General features: G+C 62.1%; 17 protein-coding genes and 1 tRNA gene. 13 read left to right on the forward strand and 5 right to left on the reverse strand.

Translation table 11 applies throughout. The features are described 5' to 3' along the window. Positions 1-43: 43 nt before the first annotated feature. Both WBG82_RS05660 and WBG82_RS05665 read right to left on the reverse strand, forming a co-directional pair. A complete protein-coding gene (locus WBG82_RS05660) occupies positions 44-1,780 on the reverse strand; it encodes a class I adenylate-forming enzyme family protein (RefSeq protein ID WP_424422436.1) in 1,737 nt (578 codons plus the stop codon). 270 nt (positions 1,781-2,050) lie between these two features. Further along, positions 2,051-2,716 (reverse strand): glutathione S-transferase family protein, encoded by a 666-nt coding sequence (locus WBG82_RS05665; protein WP_424422438.1) that lies wholly within the window; start codon positions 2,714-2,716, stop codon positions 2,051-2,053. Positions 2,717-2,902: 186 nt separating this feature from the next. Here WBG82_RS05665 and WBG82_RS05670 point away from each other — a divergent pair, with 186 nt between their 5' ends. Next, positions 2,903-3,271 carry a response regulator gene (locus WBG82_RS05670; protein ID WP_424422440.1) on the forward strand — a complete coding sequence of 123 codons (369 nt, stop codon included), beginning with the start codon at positions 2,903-2,905 and terminating at the stop codon, positions 3,269-3,271. Between the two features lie 25 nt (positions 3,272-3,296). On the opposite strand, the gene WBG82_RS05675 is transcribed toward WBG82_RS05670, so the two are convergent. Beyond that, a tRNA-His gene (locus WBG82_RS05675) sits at positions 3,297-3,373 on the reverse strand. Between the two features lie 233 nt (positions 3,374-3,606). Here WBG82_RS05675 and WBG82_RS05680 point away from each other — a divergent pair. Then, on the forward strand, positions 3,607-4,569 hold the full coding sequence (locus WBG82_RS05680) for an alpha/beta fold hydrolase (protein WP_424422443.1): 963 nt from the start codon (positions 3,607-3,609) through the stop codon (positions 4,567-4,569). Here WBG82_RS05680 and WBG82_RS05685 read toward each other — a convergent pair. After that, entirely contained in the window at positions 4,566-5,378 is an 813-nt protein-coding gene (locus tag WBG82_RS05685) for an SDR family NAD(P)-dependent oxidoreductase (protein ID WP_424422446.1), read from the reverse strand. The genes WBG82_RS05680 and WBG82_RS05685 overlap by 4 nt on opposite strands. 247 nt (positions 5,379-5,625) lie before the next feature. On the opposite strand from WBG82_RS05685, the gene WBG82_RS05690 reads away from it, so the two are divergent. Next, positions 5,626-7,707, forward strand: a complete 2,082-nt coding sequence (locus tag WBG82_RS05690; RefSeq protein ID WP_424422449.1) for an AsmA family protein — start codon at positions 5,626-5,628, stop codon at positions 7,705-7,707. A 92-nt stretch (positions 7,708-7,799) separates the two neighbouring features. Here WBG82_RS05690 and WBG82_RS05695 read toward each other — a convergent pair whose 3' ends face one another. Further along, positions 7,800-8,288: a cupin domain-containing protein gene (locus WBG82_RS05695; RefSeq protein ID WP_424422451.1), complete on the reverse strand. Its 489-nt coding sequence runs from the start codon at positions 8,286-8,288 to the stop codon at positions 7,800-7,802. Positions 8,289-8,385: 97 nt separating this feature from the next. On the opposite strand from WBG82_RS05695, the gene WBG82_RS05700 reads away from it, so the two are divergent. The 10 genes from WBG82_RS05700 (at position 8,386) to WBG82_RS05745 (ending at position 17,654) form a co-directional block, all read left to right on the forward strand. Next, positions 8,386-8,637, forward strand: a complete 252-nt coding sequence (locus WBG82_RS05700) for a DUF6460 domain-containing protein (RefSeq protein WP_324297242.1) — start codon at positions 8,386-8,388, stop codon at positions 8,635-8,637. Between the two features lie 67 nt (positions 8,638-8,704). Further along, a complete protein-coding gene (locus tag WBG82_RS05705; RefSeq protein ID WP_424422454.1) occupies positions 8,705-9,097 on the forward strand; it encodes a hypothetical protein in 393 nt (130 codons plus the stop codon). A 77-nt stretch (positions 9,098-9,174) separates the two neighbouring features. Next, positions 9,175-9,960, forward strand: a complete 786-nt coding sequence (locus WBG82_RS05710; RefSeq protein ID WP_424422456.1) for an SDR family NAD(P)-dependent oxidoreductase — start codon at positions 9,175-9,177, stop codon at positions 9,958-9,960. A gap of 408 nt (positions 9,961-10,368) precedes the next feature. Further along, positions 10,369-10,851, forward strand: a complete 483-nt coding sequence (locus tag WBG82_RS05715) for a hypothetical protein (protein ID WP_424422461.1) — start codon at positions 10,369-10,371, stop codon at positions 10,849-10,851. A 91-nt stretch (positions 10,852-10,942) separates the two neighbouring features. Next, a complete protein-coding gene (locus tag WBG82_RS05720; protein WP_424422464.1) occupies positions 10,943-11,989 on the forward strand; it encodes a glycosyltransferase family 4 protein in 1,047 nt (348 codons plus the stop codon). A gap of 48 nt (positions 11,990-12,037) precedes the next feature. Continuing rightward, positions 12,038-13,252, forward strand: a complete 1,215-nt coding sequence (locus WBG82_RS05725; RefSeq protein WP_424422467.1) for a hypothetical protein — start codon at positions 12,038-12,040, stop codon at positions 13,250-13,252. A 314-nt stretch (positions 13,253-13,566) separates the two neighbouring features. Then, entirely contained in the window at positions 13,567-14,826 is a 1,260-nt protein-coding gene (locus WBG82_RS05730) for an oligosaccharide flippase family protein (protein ID WP_424422470.1), read from the forward strand. Further along, positions 14,817-15,593, forward strand: coding sequence for a class I SAM-dependent methyltransferase (locus WBG82_RS05735; RefSeq protein WP_424422473.1), 777 nt, complete (start codon positions 14,817-14,819; stop codon positions 15,591-15,593). Before WBG82_RS05730 ends, WBG82_RS05735 begins: the two co-directional genes overlap by 10 nt. After that, positions 15,593-16,696, forward strand: coding sequence for a UDP-galactopyranose mutase (gene glf / locus WBG82_RS05740; protein ID WP_424422516.1), 1,104 nt, complete (start codon positions 15,593-15,595; stop codon positions 16,694-16,696). Before WBG82_RS05735 ends, glf begins: the two co-directional genes overlap by 1 nt. Beyond that, positions 16,689-17,654 carry a glycosyltransferase gene (locus WBG82_RS05745; RefSeq protein ID WP_424422476.1) on the forward strand — a complete coding sequence of 322 codons (966 nt, stop codon included), beginning with the start codon at positions 16,689-16,691 and terminating at the stop codon, positions 17,652-17,654. The genes glf and WBG82_RS05745 overlap by 8 nt, the downstream gene beginning before the upstream one ends. Positions 17,655-17,803: the final 149 nt, after the last annotated feature.

The following is a 17,803-nucleotide window of genomic DNA, read 5'->3' on the forward strand; positions in this document are numbered from 1 at the left end:
CTCCCGTTTCTGGTTGCCGGCCATCCGCTTCTTCGGCGGCGGCTCAGTTGGTCGCATATTTCTTCATGTCCTGGCGCAATTCCGTTTTCAGGATCTTGCCATTGGCATTGCGCGGCAGCGGCTCATGCCGCAGCTCGATCTTCACCGGCACCTTGAAGGCGGCGAGGAGCCTGCGCACATGCGCCTTAAGCTCTTCCTCGCTCACCTCCTTGCCCGGCGCGATCTGCACGACGGCGCCGACCTCCTCGCCGAGCACCTTGTGCGGAATGGCGACGACGGCAGCATCCATCACCGCGGGATGGGCGTAGAGAGCGCCCTCGACCTCGACGCAATAGATGTTCTCGCCGCCGCGAATGAGCATGTCCTTCGCGCGGTCGAGAATGAAGACGAAGCCTTCCTCATCCACGCGGACGAGATCGCCGGAATGAAGCCACCCATCCGTGATCGCGGCGGCCGTCGCTTCGGGCTTGTTCCAGTAGCCCTTGACGATGTTCGGCCCCTTGATCCAGAGCTCGCCCACCTGGCCCGGGGCCACTTCATTGCCCTTCTCGTCGACGACCTTGAGATCGCAGACGGGCACGGCCGGGCCCGCGCTTTCCGGCCGGTTCTCGTAATCCTCGGCCGAGTTCTGCGTGGTGATGGACGAGGTCTCGGTGAGGCCGTAGCCATTGCCCGGCTGCACCTTCGGGAATTGCTGCTTGATGCGGGTGACGAGATCGGGCGCGGAGGGCGCGCCGCCATAGCCGATCGCCTCGACGCTCGATGTGTCGTGAAGCGCGAAGTTCGGGCTTTCGAGCACCTGCCAGACCATGGCGGGCACGCCGCCGAAGGATTGGATATGCTCCTGCTCGATCAGTTCGAGCGCGCGCTCGGGATTCCATTTGTGCATGAAGACGAGCTTGCCGCCGCCCGCATACATGGGAACCAGGATCGAGTGGCAGCCCGTGGCGTGGAAAAGCGGCACGGAGAGGAGCATGGAGCGCTGCGGCGCGTCGGGATCGGGCGCTGGCGGCGTCTCGCCGCGGCGGAGACAGGCGCGCGCCGGCGCATAGGCCGCGCTCATCAGATTGGTCATCATGTTGCGATGGGTGCCGAGCGCCCCCTTGGGCTTGCCCGTCGTGCCGGATGTATAGAAGATCGTCGCATCGTCATCGGGCTCGAGCCCCGGATCGGGCAGCGCGGCATCCGAGAGCTTCGCATAGTCTTCCGGCTTGCCGATCAGATTCTCGAGCGCGAGCGCATCGCCCAGCGGCTCGCGCGAGGCGCGCGCCGCGATGATGCCGGCGACCTTGAGGTCACCCATATGCGGCCTCAGCCTGTCGAGCCGCTCGCCATCGACCACCACGACCTTCGAGCCTGAATCCGTGATGCAATATTCAAGCTCCGCCCCGCTCCCCCAGGCATTGATCGGCACGGTGATGGCGCCGATGGCGGCCGCCGCCCAGAAGGCGATCGACCATTCGGGGAAATTGCGCATGGCGATGGCGACGCGGTCGCCCTTGCGGATGCCGAAGCGGTCGGCATAGACGCGGGCCAGCGCGCAGACGGCGCGATAGTGGCTGTCGAAATCGAGGCGCTCGCCCTCATAGACGATGAAGTCGCGCTTGCCCCAGCCCTTGCCGAGTTCGAAGATCGCGCGCAGATGCGGCGGCGCATTCTTGTAGACCCGGGTCGGAATGCCCCGGATCGTCACCGTCTCCATTTCGAAGGGCATACCCGGCGCCGTCAGCAGCCGGTTCGCTTCCGCGATGCTCATCGCGGGCCATTTCGTGTCGGCCATCTTCTCCTCCCCTAAGCGCGGTCAGCCAAAGCAAGCCCTCGAGCGAGGCTTGGGGAAAGGGCTTTGCGATGGCCCGCAAATTCGACCTGTCATTCGGGAGCAATTTCGCTGCCCGGAGGGTACCTCCGCCCACCGGACCACGCTCCCCATGCGGTCTTGTTTCAAATGCCGCCTGACATATGAAATAGACCTTTTGAGCGCGGATTTGAAGGCGGGAGGCGGCGCGCCGAAGCGCAAGCCGCCTTCCCTTGCGTCAAGAAGCGGGGGATATCAGAGGCCGAGCTTGCTGACGAAGCCCCGCTCCTCCGCGATCACGGCGGCAAAGCTCGGCCGCGCGTGGATCTCATTCAGATAGCGAACGAGATTGGGCCATGTCTTCGCGTCCGGTGCGTAGCCCGCATGGGCGAGATTGACGAAATGCGTCGCCACGGAAATGTCGGCGACTGAAAATGCGCCGCCCGCGAGAAAGGGCTTCGAGCCTATCGCGGCATCGAGATAGGTGAAGTATTTCGGCAGCTTTTCCGCGAGGGTCTTTTCGGCGGCGGCGCGATCGGGCTCCTTGCCCATCATCTTGGCCAGAACGACGGGGCGGAAGACGCCCATGCCGACATTGGCGGCGAACTCGGAGTCCGCATATTCCTCGAACCAGAGCGCGCGGCCATAGGCGAGATTGTCCTTGGGGTAGAGCGCGGGCTCGGGCTTCAGCCGCTCAAGATAGGCGCAGATGACGGAGCTGTCGGGGAGCGTCGCATCCGGCCCCGCCGCCTCGTCGCGCAGAACCGGGATGCGGCCGAGCGGCGAAATCTCCCTGAACCATTCCGGCGGCTGGAACGGGCTCACCTGCTCCAGCTTGTAGTCGAGGCCCTTCTCGGCCAGAAAAACCCGCACCTTGCGGACGAAGGGCGAGATAGCCCCTCCGTAGACGATCAATGACATTTTACACTCCCTGATGACGATGCCAGATGCTGCGTCGGCGGCTTTGCGCGAGGCAAGTCATTTGTAGATCCGAACGGTGCCGCTCTCCGCCGCCTTGCGGACGCGCCGCTTGCCTGAAATGACACATAGGATCACACGAGCCTATAATCCGGGGTGAATCGATAACCGGCAACGGGTGCAGAGGCCATGGGCAAAGTACTGGTGATCGAAGACGAGCCGCTCGTGCGCGACACGATCCTCCTCGCGCTCGAATCCGACGGGCACAGGGTCGTCACCGCGTCCGACGGCCGGGAGGGCATGATGAAGCTCGGCCTTCAGCCTTTCGACGTGGTGGTGACGGACCTCATCATGCCGGAACAGGAAGGGCTCGAATCGATCCGCATCATCCGCCGCGACTATCCCGGCACGCGCATCATCGCCATATCGGGCGGCGGGCGGCATGTGGGGACGGACTACCTCAAGGCGGCAAGTTTGCTCGGCGCCGATTACGCACTGCAGAAGCCCTTCTCCATGGCGCGGCTGCGCCAATGCGTGGCGGAGTGCCTCGCCCCCTGATCGGGCTCGAATTTCGGGGAGGGAATGGTACAGGCGCCCCGGATCGAACGGGGGACCTCTAGATCCACAATCTAGCGCTCTAACCAGCTGAGCTACGCCTGCACCGGCGGCGCGGGCTCCCTTGTGGGGACTTGCGGCCGATGCGGCCACCCTCGCGATGGCCGGGAACTTAATTCGACCTCCCCGCGAAGGCAAGGGCCACAAATGCAGGTTCGGCCACGGGCATCCGGGATCGCTCGGCCCCCCGCTCCGAGGCGCCGGACGGACGGCCTTGCATCTTGCCGCGCGCCTGAATCGCGTATAGTCGCCGGGGCCGATAATCCAGAAGGCAAATCATGAGCGAGCATCCGATCAGGACGGCATATATCGAGGCGAACGGCCTCGCCTTCGAAGTCGATATGTGCGGCGAGGGCGAGAAATTCGCGCTCTTTCTGCACGGATTCCCCGAGAACAAGTTCTCCTGGCGCTATCAGCTTCCGCTCCTCGCCGAGCTCGGCTACACGGCCTGGGCGCCCAATCTCAGAGGCTATGGGGGCACGTCTCGGCCCAAGGGGGTCGCCGCCTACCGCATGGAGAATCTCAAAGCCGACGTGGCGGGCCTCATCGACGCTGCCCGGGCGCGCGGCATCAAGGGGCCGGTGACCCTCATCGCCCATGACTGGGGCGGCGCCATCGGCTGGGCCTTCGCGCTTTCCGGCGACAGGCCGCTCGAGCGCTTCATCGTCATGAACCTGCCGCACCCCGCCCTCTTCCTTAAGGGCCTCAAGAGCTGGGCGCAGATCAGGCGCTCCTGGTACATCTTCTTTTTCCAGCTTCCCTGGCTCCCCGAAAAACTCTTCACCGCGCGCAATGCGGAGGCGATCGCGCAGGCCTTTGTCGGCATGGCGGTGACCGAGAGCCGCTTCCCGGAAAGCGTGCTCGCCGAATATCGCAAATCCGCGCTCATTCCCGGCGCGATGACGGCGATGATCAACTACTACCGCGCGAGCTTCCGCGACCGCAGCGGCGCCAGCGCGCTCAGCGAGCCGCCGATCCTCGAAACGCCGACCCTCATGCTCTGGGGCGAGGAGGACGCGGCGCTCGGCCGCGAGCTCACGCTCGGCACCGAAAAGCTCGTGAAGGACTTCACCATCCGCTATCTGCCGCAAGTCTCCCATTGGGTGCAGCAGGAAGCGCCGGAGGCGGTCAACGCCATGATCCGCGCCTGGATCGAGGGCCGTCCGGTGCCGCAGGCGGGTCCCAGAGGTCAGCTCCTCATCGAAGGCGGGAGCACGGCCCCGGAGCGCCAGGGCAACTAGAGAGCGAAGCGGCCCAGCGCGCCCGCGACGCCGCGCACGATCCATTTTGGCGCGGCGCGTGCGGCGATGCTCGCCGCGAAATTGATCGCACCTGGCACGCGGATCACCTCGCCCGCCATGCAGGCGGCATAGCCCTGCGCCGCCACATCGTCGACATCGCCGATGAGGAAGGGCGGCACTTGCGAGGCGGCGGCGTTCCCCTCCTTCGCGCGCTCCACCATGCTCGTCTGCGTGATGCCGGGGCAGAGAGCCGTCACGCTCACGCCCGTGCCCTTGAGTTCCTCGGACAGCGATTCCGTCAGCGACAGCACATAGGCCTTGGTCGCGGCATAGGTCGCAAGCGACGGTACGGGCTGGAAGGCGGCGATCGAGGCGACGTTGAGGATGCGGCCCCGCCCGCGCTCGAGCATGGGCGCGAGGAAGCGGCTCGTCATCTCGGTGAGCGCCGCGACATTGAGGCCGATCAATTCCTGATGGCGTTCGGGCGGAATGCTCCGGAAAGCGCCCAGTTCGAGCACGCCGGCATTATTGACGAGGACGTCAATCTGGAGCTTGCGCCGCGTTGTACCGGCAAGAAGCGTCTTCGGCGCGCCGGGCTTCGAGAGATCGGCGGGCATCGCGATCGCCTTCACGCCGAACTCCGAGGCGAGCTGCCGGGCGAGCGCTTCGAGCTTGTCGCGGCTGCGCGCCACGAGAACGAGATCAAAGCCGCCCGCTGCGAACTGGCGCGCGAGTGCCGCGCCTATGCCCGCCGATGCGCCGGTTATGAGCGCGGTTTCGCGCGCCGGTGCCTTCGAACGTGCGGCCATGGTCCCCTCCCTCTCCTGCAAGGAGCATAGCGCTCTTTTTCCTGCGCAGGTTCATGCTTTTTTCCGCAAATCTTCACTTCGCAAGAAATGCGGCAGGCGTCACAATTGTGCCCGACTGTCGTGCTCAATCGACCGCAAATCATCCGCGCGGGGACATATTGATTCTCAGCCGGCCGGAAGCGAAGCGGGCCGTGTTTGCGAACGAAAAGCCCCCGCACACCGCCAAGAGCAGACGAGGGAGAATTCCATGTCGCGTCTCATCGCCATCCTCGCCGGTATTGCCGTCATCCTCATCGCGGTCATCGTCGCGGTGCCGCTCTTCATTCCCGCGAGCGTCTACAAGGAGCGCGTCGTCTCGATCGTGAAGAGCCAGACGGGCCGCGACCTTGCGATCGGCGGCAATGTGGGGCTCTCCTTCTTTCCAAGGCTCGCGGTCAAGGTCGAGAATGTGAGCCTCTCCAACGCCTCCTGGGCGAAGGATCGCGACATGGTCGCGATGCGCGAGATGCGGGCCGCGCTCAAGATCCTGCCGCTCTTCCGCGGCGAGGTCGAAATCGACAGTTTCGTTCTCGTCGACCCCGTGATCCATCTCGAAGTGCGCGCCGACGGCACGCCCAACTGGCAGTTCTCCACCGCGCAGGCGCCCGCCGCCACAGCGCAGGCGCCCGCCGCGCAAGGACCGGGCGGCGCGGCGCTGAAGCAGATCCGCCTCGGCGATGTCTCGATCTCCAATGGCTCGGCCACCTATCGCAACGCCAGGACCGGCGCCTCGCTCGCCTTTGAAAAGGTCAATCTCGATCTCGCCATGCCGAGCCTCGACGAGCCCTTCAAGGCCGATGGCTCGCTGGTCTGGAACAGCGAGCCGCTGAAGCTCTCGCTCGTGGCGGATCGCCCGCGCGCGCTCGCCTCGGGCGGCGAAACGCCCATCACCTTCGCGCTCGCCTCCTCCAAGATCGACGCCACCTACAAGGGCAGCATCCGTCCCCTCGAAGGGCTGCGCTTTGCGGGCGACGTCAAGCTCGCCACCGCCTCGGTTCGCCAGCTTTCGGCCTGGCTCGGCCATCCTCTTCCCGCCGGAAACGGCTTCGGGCCTCTCTCGATAGAAGGCCGCGCATCGGGCGAGAGCGGCAATTACGCCTTCAGCGACGCGAAGGTGAACCTCGACGGCATGAACGCGACGGGCGCACTCACCGTCGCGACCGGCGGCGCGCGGCCGCTCGTCAAGGGAAAGCTCGCGGTCGACCGCATCGACACCAATGCCTATCTCGCAAGCAATGACACCTCCGCCGCGCCGAAGCCCGTGGGCGACGCGGCAGAGAGCGGCAATGGCGGCTGGAGCAACGAGCCGCTCGACCTTTCGGGGCTGCGCGCGGTCAATGCCGACATCGCCTTCAGCGCGGGCGAACTCCTCTTCAAGAAGATCAGGGTCGGCGAAAGCGCGCTCGCCCTGCGCCTCAACGACGGCGTGATGACCGTCAATCTCTCGCGGCTCGCGCTCTATGAAGGCTCCGGCACGGGCATGGTCGCGCTCGACGGCTCGGCGCGCGAGGCGCGCGTCAGGGCGTCGTTCACGATTTCCGGCGTCGCCGCCCAGCCGCTTCTTGCCGATGCCGCCGACTTCAAGCGGCTCGACGGGCGCACCGCGCTCAATTTCGCGATCGAAACAGCAGGCACGAGCCAGCGCGAAATGATCGGCGCCCTTGGCGGCAAGGGGGAGGTGCGCTTCACCAATGGCGCGATCAAGGGCGTCAATGTCGCCCAGCTCATCCGCACCGTCGCCACCAATCCCGTGACCGGATGGGGAAGCGGCGGCACTCAGGATACGGATTTTTCTGAACTCGGCGGCACATTCACCATCGAGCGCGGCATCCTCACCAACAGCGATCTCAGATTGCTGAGCCCGCTCGTGCGCGTCAGCGGCGCGGGCACGGTCGATCTGCCGCACCGGACGCTCAACTACCGCATTGCGCCGAAGCTCGCCGCCACGCTTGAGGGCCAGGGCGGCGCTGCCGACACGAAGGGGCTCGAAGTGCCGCTCATCATCGAGGGGCCATGGGCGGCGCCAAAATTCCGCCCGGACCTTCAGTCCATGCTCCAGAACCCGCAAGGGACGATCGAGCAACTCAAGGGCCTCAAGGGCGAAGGCGGGAAGGAATTGCTGAAGGGGCTTCTCGGCGGCTCGAAGAGCGAAACCCAGCCGCAGACGACCGAGCCCGAAAGTGCCACGCCCCAGGCGCCATCCGGCGAGACGGGCGGCACGCAGCAGACGGCACCGTCCGGCGAGAAGCCGAAGCCCGGCGAAACGCTGAAGAAGCTCTTTGGCGGCTAGGGCGTTTCCGGAAAATACCCAGAGAAGCCAACAGCCGATCAGGTCGCGCAAGTCCGGGCGGGAAACCGCCCGGCACTGCTCGTGGAGCCGCGTCAGACCTTCTTCACATCGGCGAGATCGACATATTCCTTCACACCATCGACCCGGTACATGCGGCGATCGAGGCGGGGATAGGTGCAGATGTCGATGGCCGAGCGGGTGCCGCCCATGAGATAGACGAGGTCCTCGCTCGCCTCCTCCGGCACGCGCATGGAATGGGCGGGCGAATTGGCCGGAAATGCCATGAAGTCGCCGGGGCCGACCGGAAATTCCTCCGCGCCGATGGCCGCCACGCCCCGGCCCGAAAGGATATAGAGGAACTCCTCGTCCTGACCGTGGAAGTGATGCTCGGTGGTGGCGTGGCCGGGCTCCACGCTGACAAGGTGGATGCCCATATCCTTCAGCCCGGCAAGATCGCCGAGCGAGCGCGTATGGCGCACCGCCCCGGCGTTGAACTGGTGGACATGCCGCCGTTCCTCGAGCCCGGCGATGGTTTCCGCGCTCCAGAAGAGCCCTTCGGCCCCCTTCCCCTTCCCGTCCATCCCGTCCTCCCGCCTGAAGCCCGGGCTTTGTCCCGGGGCGCGCGGCGTCTAGACTGTCCCAAGTCGAGATTCACAGGGACGCGAGCCAGCGCCGCCCATGTTCTACAACTTCATGTCGACGCTCGTGAAATTCACCCTGGGAGCGGTCCTCATCGGGGCGCTTCTCAATGAATTCAACATCAGCGCCGATCAGGTCCTCACCGATGTGGGTCTTACGCCGCAGCACATCATGGCGGTGATGCGCGAGGGTGTCGAATGGGCGCTGCCGCATTTCATACTGGGCGCCATCGTTCTCGTGCCCATATGGATCGTCATTTTCCTGCTGAAGCCGCCCAGACTGGGCAAGTAGGCGGCCCCCGGCGGGAAGGCGCACCCGCGGCTTTGCATGCGGCGGCATTAAAATATAGAAGAGCTACATGCTGAAACCTGCCCTCATGACGCGGGCCGCGACCGCCGCCATTCTCATCGCTGCGCTTGCGCCCGGCCTTGTCCATGCCGCGGGGAAGAAGGGCAAGGATGTCGGCGCCGGGCTCGTCGGCAACACGGTCGAGCTCGCGGGACCTCAGGGCACGACCAGAATCTACTATCCCGACCGCAGGGCCATCGTCGTGCGCGCGCCCGACGGCTCCGAGATGAAGGGGCACTGGCGCGTCAAGGGGCGGCAGATCTGCACCCGCATGGAAAAGCAGGCTGAAAACTGCACCGCGCCCATCGACGTTCCCCCGGTCGCCGGAAGCTCCGGCACGCTTCCCGGCGAGGCGGGCGGCGCGGACCTCCAATGGTCGGTGAGAAAGGGCAAGGCGTTTTAGGCCGCCCCTCCTATCCGGCACTCTCGCAAGCGCCTAGAATCCTACAAACCATTGAAGAGCGATTCGCGGAGGGCGATATGGGCAGACTCTCGGGCAAGCGGGCCATCGTCACAGGCGCCGGAAGCGGCATCGGGCGCGCGAGCGCCGTTCTCTTCGCGCTCGAAGGCGCGAGGGTGGTGGCGGTCGACCGGGTCGAAGACGCGGTCGACGAAACAGCGGCCATGATCCGCAAGGCGGGCGGCACCGTGACCTCCGTCGCCGCCGATGTGGGCAACGAGGAAGCCGTGAAGGGCTTCATCGACCATTGCGTCGAGCAGCATGGCGGCCTCGACGTCATCTACGCCAATGCAGGCATCTCCGGCGGCATGGTGCCGCTCGCCGAGCAGACGGTCGACTACTGGGCGGAAATCCTCCGCATCAACCTCATCGGCCCGTTCCTCGCCATCAAGCACGCCTCGCCGCACATGATTCGCCAGGGCAAGGGGTCGATCATCTGCACGGCCTCGGTCGCCGGCCTCAGGGCCAATGCAGGCGGCACGCCCTATAGCGCGAGCAAGGCAGGCGTCATCAGCCTGGTGCAGACGACCGCGAACGAATTTTACGGGACCGGCGTGCGCGTCAACGCGATCTGCCCCGGCCTCATCGAAACGGGGATGACGAAGCCCATCTTCGACAATGCCCGCGCGCGCGGCACGGATACGAAGATCGGCCAGCTCAATCCGCTGAAACGCTACGGTGTGCCGGAGGAGATCGCGCATATGGCGCTTTTCCTCGCCAGCGACGATGCCTCCTATGTGAACGGCCAGGCCATCGCCGTTGATGGCGGGCTTTCGAGCACGCATCCCTTCGCCGGCAGGCGCTAAGCCTTCAGAGGCATCGGCCTGACTGATCGCCCCACGTTCCGGGACCGATCACCTGGCAAGGCCAGTGTTCAAAGCCGGCATTCGACAGCGGCAACATAGCAGCCTTGCCGTCAAGATCATGTTACGAGATCATCATAAAACCGTCTTTCAACGGACGACTTCCGATGGGTCTCGTGCTGAATTCGACCCGGCATCAAGAACACTGCGAGCGGGCGGCCGACCAGAGGATGCCCCCCTTCCGTCGGGCGCCAGATTTTCTTCAGCCCTCACCACATCAGCGAGGAAAATCTCCGCCACTACATAGATCATCTCAACAGGGTCAAACCGCGATGGCTGACGGGACGCCCCTCGCTTATCTCCGAATTGGGGCCATATATCAGCCAAACATGGCATGGTCTCGACTATCAATTGGAGTGGATCACTCTTGGTGCCGAGAACTCGCTGGCGCATCAGAAACACCAGATCCAAACGGCTTTCGGCATTACTCCGGTTCAGCACTACGGGATGGAAGAAGGCGTGGCGAACATCTCGGAGCACCCCGATCACACGCTGCGCATCGACGAAGACTTCGCGGCGGTCGAGCTGGTCCCATCGGACATGCCCGGCTTATGCAAGGTTGTCGGCACCAACTTCAGCAATCCGGCCTTTCCTCTATTGCGCTATAATGTCGGCGATCTCGTATCCGCCAACGAATCGCCGGCCAGAAGCGGCGCATTCAGACGCATCATTCGCACACTCGATGGCCGGACCGAGGCGAAACTCAGGCAGGGAGCCGCAATACACCTGGGAGCCGGCACTCGGATGGACATAAAATATTTGGACACTCTCGTGAAAACCCGGAACAGAAAAATCGACCGGTCATCTCCAGAGCTGGCAGCCTCTATTGATTGATCGTCACAGCACCTTGATCCGCACCGACAGGAATCGGCCTTCCGTAATCGCTCTCGTTCAGCTTCCGCCGCCCATGCATGGCGCGGCGGCAATGAATTTGCGCGTCGTCGAATCGAAGCTGCTGAACGAAAATTTCGACATCGAAACCATTCCCATTCAGCTCAGCACCTCTCTGGTGGATATGGGAAGCCTCTCATTCCGGAAATTGCTCCGCGTGGTGTCGCTCTCCATGCGGCTGGCGAGTGCGCTCATGCGCCGGAGAGCCGATATCGTCTATTTCACGCTGCCCCCCACAGGTGGCGCTTTCTATGCCGGCCTGCCGCTGGTGGCTCTCGCGAAGACTTCCGGCGCGCGCATCATCTATCATTTCCACGGGAAGGGTATTGGCGCCCATGCGCAGCGATCCGGAATATACCGGCGGCTGATGGAATGGGCGCTCAAAGGCAGCCGGGTAATCCTTCTCTCCCCACGCCTCCATGATGAAGTTGCGCCCTTTGCTCCGCGCGAAGCTGTCCGCTTCATTCCGAACGGCATCCCGATCGCGGCAGCGCCTCTCCGCGAGGGTTCGACTGACGGCAGGCCGCCGCAAATCCTCTATCTGTCGAACCTTGTGCTCACCAAGGGCCCGCTGGTCCTGCTCGAGGCGCTGGCCGATCTCGCGGCGAGCGGTGCAAATTTCCGCGCTGTCATAGCCGGGCGTGAAACGGCCGACCTCAGCGCTGCCCGTCTCGCGGAGGAAATCCGGAAGCGTGGCCTTGAGAGACATGTGCACTATGCCGGTCCGGTCCATGGCGCCCACAAGGAACGGCTGCTCGCCGAATCGGATATCTTCGCCTTCCCCACCTACTACCGGAACGAAGCTTTCCCCATTGCGCTGCTCGAGGCCATGTCAACGGGCCTTGCCATCGTCACCACGCCGGAGGGCGCCATTCCCGATTTCGTGCACGATGGAGAAAACGGCATACTGGTCCCTCAGCAAGATCGCGCCGCGCTCGCGAATGCCTTGCAGCGCCTCATCGAGAATATTCCGTTGCGTGAAAGCATGGGGCGGCAGAACAGGGAAGCCGTGCTCCGCGACTTCACCCTCGAGCGCTTCGAGGAGCGCATATGCGAGGCTTGGCTGCGGATGATGAGGTAGAATAAAAAAAGTTCGCGCCACAGGCACAAGTTCATGGAGTACGGCGGAATGAGTCTTGCCGAGAGAGCCACATATCCGTTTCAACCCGCAAGGGTTGCCTCCTCGCGAGCAGTCCTCGAACCGCTAAGCGACCGCATATTCTTCTGGTGCCTTTTCGTTTTCATATCGCTCTCGCCCCATATCCGGGAGTACGACGGCGCACTCCTGTTTGCGTTTGTCGCCATAGAGATTGCATATGTCATCTGGAGCCGAAGCTTCGTTTTCTATGTGCCGCTGACTGCATTCACCTCGCTGGGCGTGCTTTACGCAGTTCTTTCATACTACGGATTTCTTCCCGACGCCTGGGCGCGCTTCAATCTTGCGTGGGCAATTCCGCAGCAAGCATCATTTCTCGCGATACTTTACCCGACGGTTCTGGCAGCTCGGCAACAGTGGCGCTTCTTGCGTCAAGCGCCCTCAGCTCCCTGGCGCATAGCCGCCCTCGCACTTGCCGGCGGCGTGATTTCGCATGCAATCGCCCCCGCTTTCATCGCTTCCGATTACAGAAACTTCTTCCTTTCTCCCGGGAACGCGGGGTTCTTCATGTTCTTCGCCGCTTCCTACTTCCTGTTTCTATCACCTCGCTCGATTGCAAGCGGCCTTGCTCTCGGCTTGGTACTCTTGGGCATAGTTCTGGCACCCCAACTCCAGACACAGCTTCTTTACCTTCTGATCTTCGTTCTCCTTTTTTCTCCGTGGCCACGCCTTGTCGTAGCCGGGTGGTGCGCCACGCTCGTCGCCATGTATTTTCTGGCATTCGCATATCCTGTGTGGATATGGAATATCGACCCTAATTCCGGAATTCGCGCGTTCTTTGCTCGCGACGCCTTTGAAGCTCTTTGGGATAGCGGTGGCATTGGTGTCGGCTTCGGCAAGGAAGCGATCAAGAACTACTATGCGGCCGTAGGCCACTTCCATACGGATTGGCACAACCGCTTCAACGCCTTCATCATGATTGGCGTACACAACTCATTCACGGCCATGTTTTACCGGCTGGGTATTCTTGGCGGTCTGCTCTGGTTGTGGGTGGCCGTTGTGAAGCCCTTCCCTCCGGCACAAGCCAGCTTGCCTGAACGGCGCTTCTACTCGGCGATTTTTGGCGCAATGTTCATCGCGACATTCACGAATGTCGGGCTTGAGAGCCCGACATTCTCGCCGGCCGTCGCATTTGCGATCGGCATCCTGATGAGTGAAAAAGAAAGGCTGATGGCTGATCGCGCCTGATTGGATGAATCGCGCGACAGGAAAACCGGATGCTCCAGCCTCGCGCAAACGGCTCTATCAATAAAATTTCGAGGTGGAATATAATGATCTGCCGACGCAGAATTCTGGCCGCCTTCAACGCAGAGTAGGTATTCCCGTCTTGTCGAAGGCGAACCGGTTCCATCTCGACATGTTCAATGTCACTTCAGCGGCGCGCAGCCTGCCAACCAGACAGGGAATGACCTCTGCAATGCATCGGCGTTGTGCGCTCCCCCCTGCAAAGTCGTGGCGGAAAGTGAAGCTTCGAGGCGAAATTCGCGGGGAGCGGTGGCCTGATGGGTGAAAACCACGGAAACACCAATATCGACCTGCCCGCCCGCTCCTTGACCAAAGGCATAACGTCCCTCTATGTGCTGCAGGCGATAAACTACGTCTTTCCTCTCATCACCATTCCCTATCTCACCCGTGTTCTCGGGATCGAGGCGTTCGGCATCACGCAGGTCGCGATCGCCTTTGCGGCCATTGGAAGCCTCTTTGCCGATTGGGGGTTCAACTATACGGGCACTCAGGCTGTTGCCCGTTCGGCCAAGACCGGCCCTGCCCTGAGCAAGATCGCTTCCGACACCATATCCGCGAAGTTGCTGCTCTGCGCCCTCTGGTGCGCGGGGGTTCTGATATGGGCGCAGGCGGCGGGAGAAGATCTCCCCAATTACTACCTTCTCGCATTGCTGATCACGCTATCGACGACGCTCACGCCAACCTGGCTCTATCAGGGATTGGAGCTTTTTCAGGAAATCTCGCGCGCCAATGCGGTCATCCGTGTCCTGACCACAATTTTGATTTTCGCGATGGTCAGAGAGCCTGATGACATCACGCTCGTCATCCTGCTCACAGCGCTGCACGGCTTTCTGGTGGCGGCATGGTTGTGGACACGGATCTTATACCGCGGCTTGCGGCTCCATTTTCCCGAATTGTCCGCGATCCGGGCGACCGTTCGCGACGGGTTGGAAGTATTTTTCACCACCGCGCTCACCAGCTCCTATACGACGGGCGCTGTTCTTGCCGTCGCAGCGATCGGCGGCAACGAAGCGGCCGGAGCATATGCAGCAGTCGAGCGCATCATATCGGCGTGCAAGGCAACAATGGGGCCGGTGGTTCAGGTCCTCTACGCGCGGATCAGCAGCTATCGCCAGATATCGCGCGCTCAGTATATGGACGTCACGTTCTGGCCGTTCTCGATCCTGTTCGCTTTCATTTGCGCGGCAACTTTTTTAATCATCGCAGGCAGCCCCTATTTTTTCGACGAGCTGATGAAGATCCCATTTGAACAAATCCGGCTTGTCCTCCCGGCACTGGCGCTGACACTTCCGACGCTGGCTCTGGCACACTGGTTCGTGACGGTCGGCCTCCTTGCGCGCGGCAAGAGGACCGAATGGATGATCGTCATCCTCTGTGGTCCCGCCGTCGGCCTGCTCAGCGGAGGAGCATTGATCGGACACGCCGTCGCTCAGGACGTGGTCGCCGTGGCGGTGTCCGCCACTGAGCTGACCATCCTCATGATCGGTTATTTTGTGTGGAGAAAGTCATGGCGATAGGCAGCATACTGCGCGCCACCAAACGCAACCCCGTTGCCCGGGCGATAACCAGAATCTTCGGAACCTCGGATTTTCACAGCCATCTCAGGCTTGCGCCGCCGCTTCAATTCGTGCGCTCGCTGCCCGAAAAACCGATCGACATTCTCGAACTCGGCTGCGGCGGCGGTTTTGTTCTGACTGAAATATGCTCTCGTGTCGAAGTGAACACGGCGCTTGGAATCGATCTCTCCGAAACGCATGTGGAAAGCGCGAATGCGCTTCGGGCAGCCGTTCTTCCGGACAAGGCGGTGCGCTTCGAAGTCGGTGACGCTTCAGAGATGGCCTCTGGCAGTCTCTACGATCTAATTCTCCTGATGGACGTGCTGGAGCATATTGACGACGTCAAGCCCGTTCTCGATTTCGTCAGGGCACATCTAAAACCCGATGGCGTGCTGCTCGTCTCTGTGCCGACGCCCTTGTATCCGCGCGTCTTCGGCCGTGCATTCCACGAAGAGATCGGTCACGTCCGGGACGGATACACGCTTCAGTCGCTGAAAGAGGCATGTTCGGATTTTGTCGTGGAGTCCTATGAATACTCCACCGGCCCCGTGGCCATTCCACTTTGCGCCTTCTATTATCGTGTGGCGACGCGCCTGCCGCCCAAGCTCTGCTCGCTGATCGGATTTGCCATGACGCCCCTCTCGGCTCTGGACATCTGGCATCCTCCCGCCCTTTCCTGTTCACTATTCGCAGTCTTGCGACCAGCGACGAAATCGATTGCCGCATGATCCACGACTATCTCATCGTCGGCGCTGGCTTTGCCGGCAGCGTCTGCGCGGAACGCCTCGCATCCGCCGGCAAGACCGTTCTCCTGATCGATCGGCGAGCGCATATCGGTGGAAATGCCTATGATTGCCTCGATCAGGCCGGCGTGCTCGTTCATCCTTACGGACCGCACATCTTCCACACCAATTCGGAGCGCATCTTTGAATATCTGAGCCGGTTCACGGACTGGCGCTTCTACGAACACCGTGTTCTGGCGCAGGTCGACGGCAGGCTTTATCCGATCCCGATCAACCGAACCACGATCAACAGTCTCTACGGACTCGATCTGCGCGAAGACGAGGTCGAGACCTATCTGGACAAGGTTCGCGAGCCCCGTCCGCGCATCGCGACGAGCGAGGATGTCGTCTTGTCGAGCGTCGGCCGCGATCTCTGCGAGAAGTTCTTTCGGGGCTATACGCGAAAGCAATGGGGGCTCGATCTGTCCGAGCTCGCAGGCAGCGTCGCGGCGCGCATCCCGACGCGCACCAATGACGACGACCGATATTTCACCGACAAATTCCAGTTCATGCCGTCGGAAGGTTATGCGCGGATGTTCGAGCGCATGCTTTCGCATCCCAATATCGAAGTCCGGCTCGGCGTCGACTACTTCGAGCACCGCGCGTCTCTGCGTGCGCGGCACATCGTCTTTACCGGTCCCATCGACGCCTTTTTCGATTTCCGCTTCGGCAAGCTTCCCTATCGCAGCCTTCGGTTCGAACACGAGCACCTGCCCTCGACCGCGCAATTCCAGCCAACCGGCACGGTCAACTTCCCGAACGATCACGCATATACGCGCATCACCGAGTTCAGGCATCTGACCGGCCAGCCGCATGAAGGCACCTCCATCGTGCGGGAATATCCGCAGGCGGATGGAGAGCCCTATTATCCGATCCCCGCACCCGCCAACGAGGCTCTCTACAAGCAATATGAGGCGCTCGCGCTGGAGGAAAAGAACGTGACCTTCGTCGGACGGCTAGCTCAATATCGCTATTACAACATGGATCAGATCGTGGGCAGCGCTCTCGTGGCAACGGACAAATTGCTCAGGCAGCAAGTCAATGGATAAGGTCCGAGATAAAGTCGTAGCCGTTGTAGTCACTTACAACAGGCGGCCGCTCCTCTCGCGGTGCATTGCCGCTCTGATGAGCCAGACCAGACAAGTCGACCTCATCGTGGTCATCAACAACAACAGCGAGGACGACACGAAGGCATACCTGGATTCATTGGACCAATCCAAGGTTTGCGCCATTCACGCCCCCGACAATCTCGGCGGCGCAGGCGGCTTTCATCTCGGCATACGCATTGCAATGCTGCTCGGCGGGGAATTCCTGTGGCTCATGGACGACGACGGATATCCCGAGCGCTCGTGCTTGGAGACCACCTTGGATGGCTTGCAGCGCTCCTCGCTCGATATCGCGAACGCCCTCGTTTTGGCCGATGACAACATCGAGCAATTGGCCTTCCCCATAAATACGCGCGATGCCGTGATCGCAGATGCCCAACAAGCTATTGATCTTGGGACCATTCACGACGTCATCATGCCGTTCAACGGAACATTGATACGGCGGAGCCTGATCGATCGGATCGGCAATATCGATTTCAGGTTCTTCATTTGGGGCGACGAAATCGAATTCTGGAAACGCGCCGGTCGGCATGAAGCGAAAATGGCAACGATCTGCTCCGCCCGCTTCTTTCACCCGCGCGGCCGAACCTCATCGATTGGAGTGCCTTTTTTGGGGAGCGTTCCAACCACCACTCCTGATCGCCGCGGGCTTCTTGTCAGAAATAGAATGCGTATCGCCCTGAAATATAGAGGTCGATTTCAGATGGCGATTCGCCTGCTCGGATTCGCGGTTATTTATGGTGCAACCTACGGTCCGAAATCGTTTTTCAGCACACTGCGATACGGACTCGATGCGATGGGCGAGGGAGTGCTTTCGCCTGCTTCGGCCGATCTCAGTGCGAAGATGAAGCGTTCGATTGCGGTAGCCGAGCAACAGATCCAGGCACGATTGGGCAAATGATTTGGGCAATGCCCGAACAGCGACAAAATTGAGCTTCGTTCCCCGCTGGTCACACATGTCGCCGGATGGGGCCGATGTGGACCCGCGCGGGTTCCGTCGGCTGGCACGCGGGCGCTCTCTCAACTAACATCCGGCCCGTGTCGCGCGGA

It is taken from the genome of Parvibaculum sp. (genome assembly GCF_049671045.1).
Taxonomy (GTDB): Bacteria; Pseudomonadota; Alphaproteobacteria; order Parvibaculales; family Parvibaculaceae; genus Parvibaculum.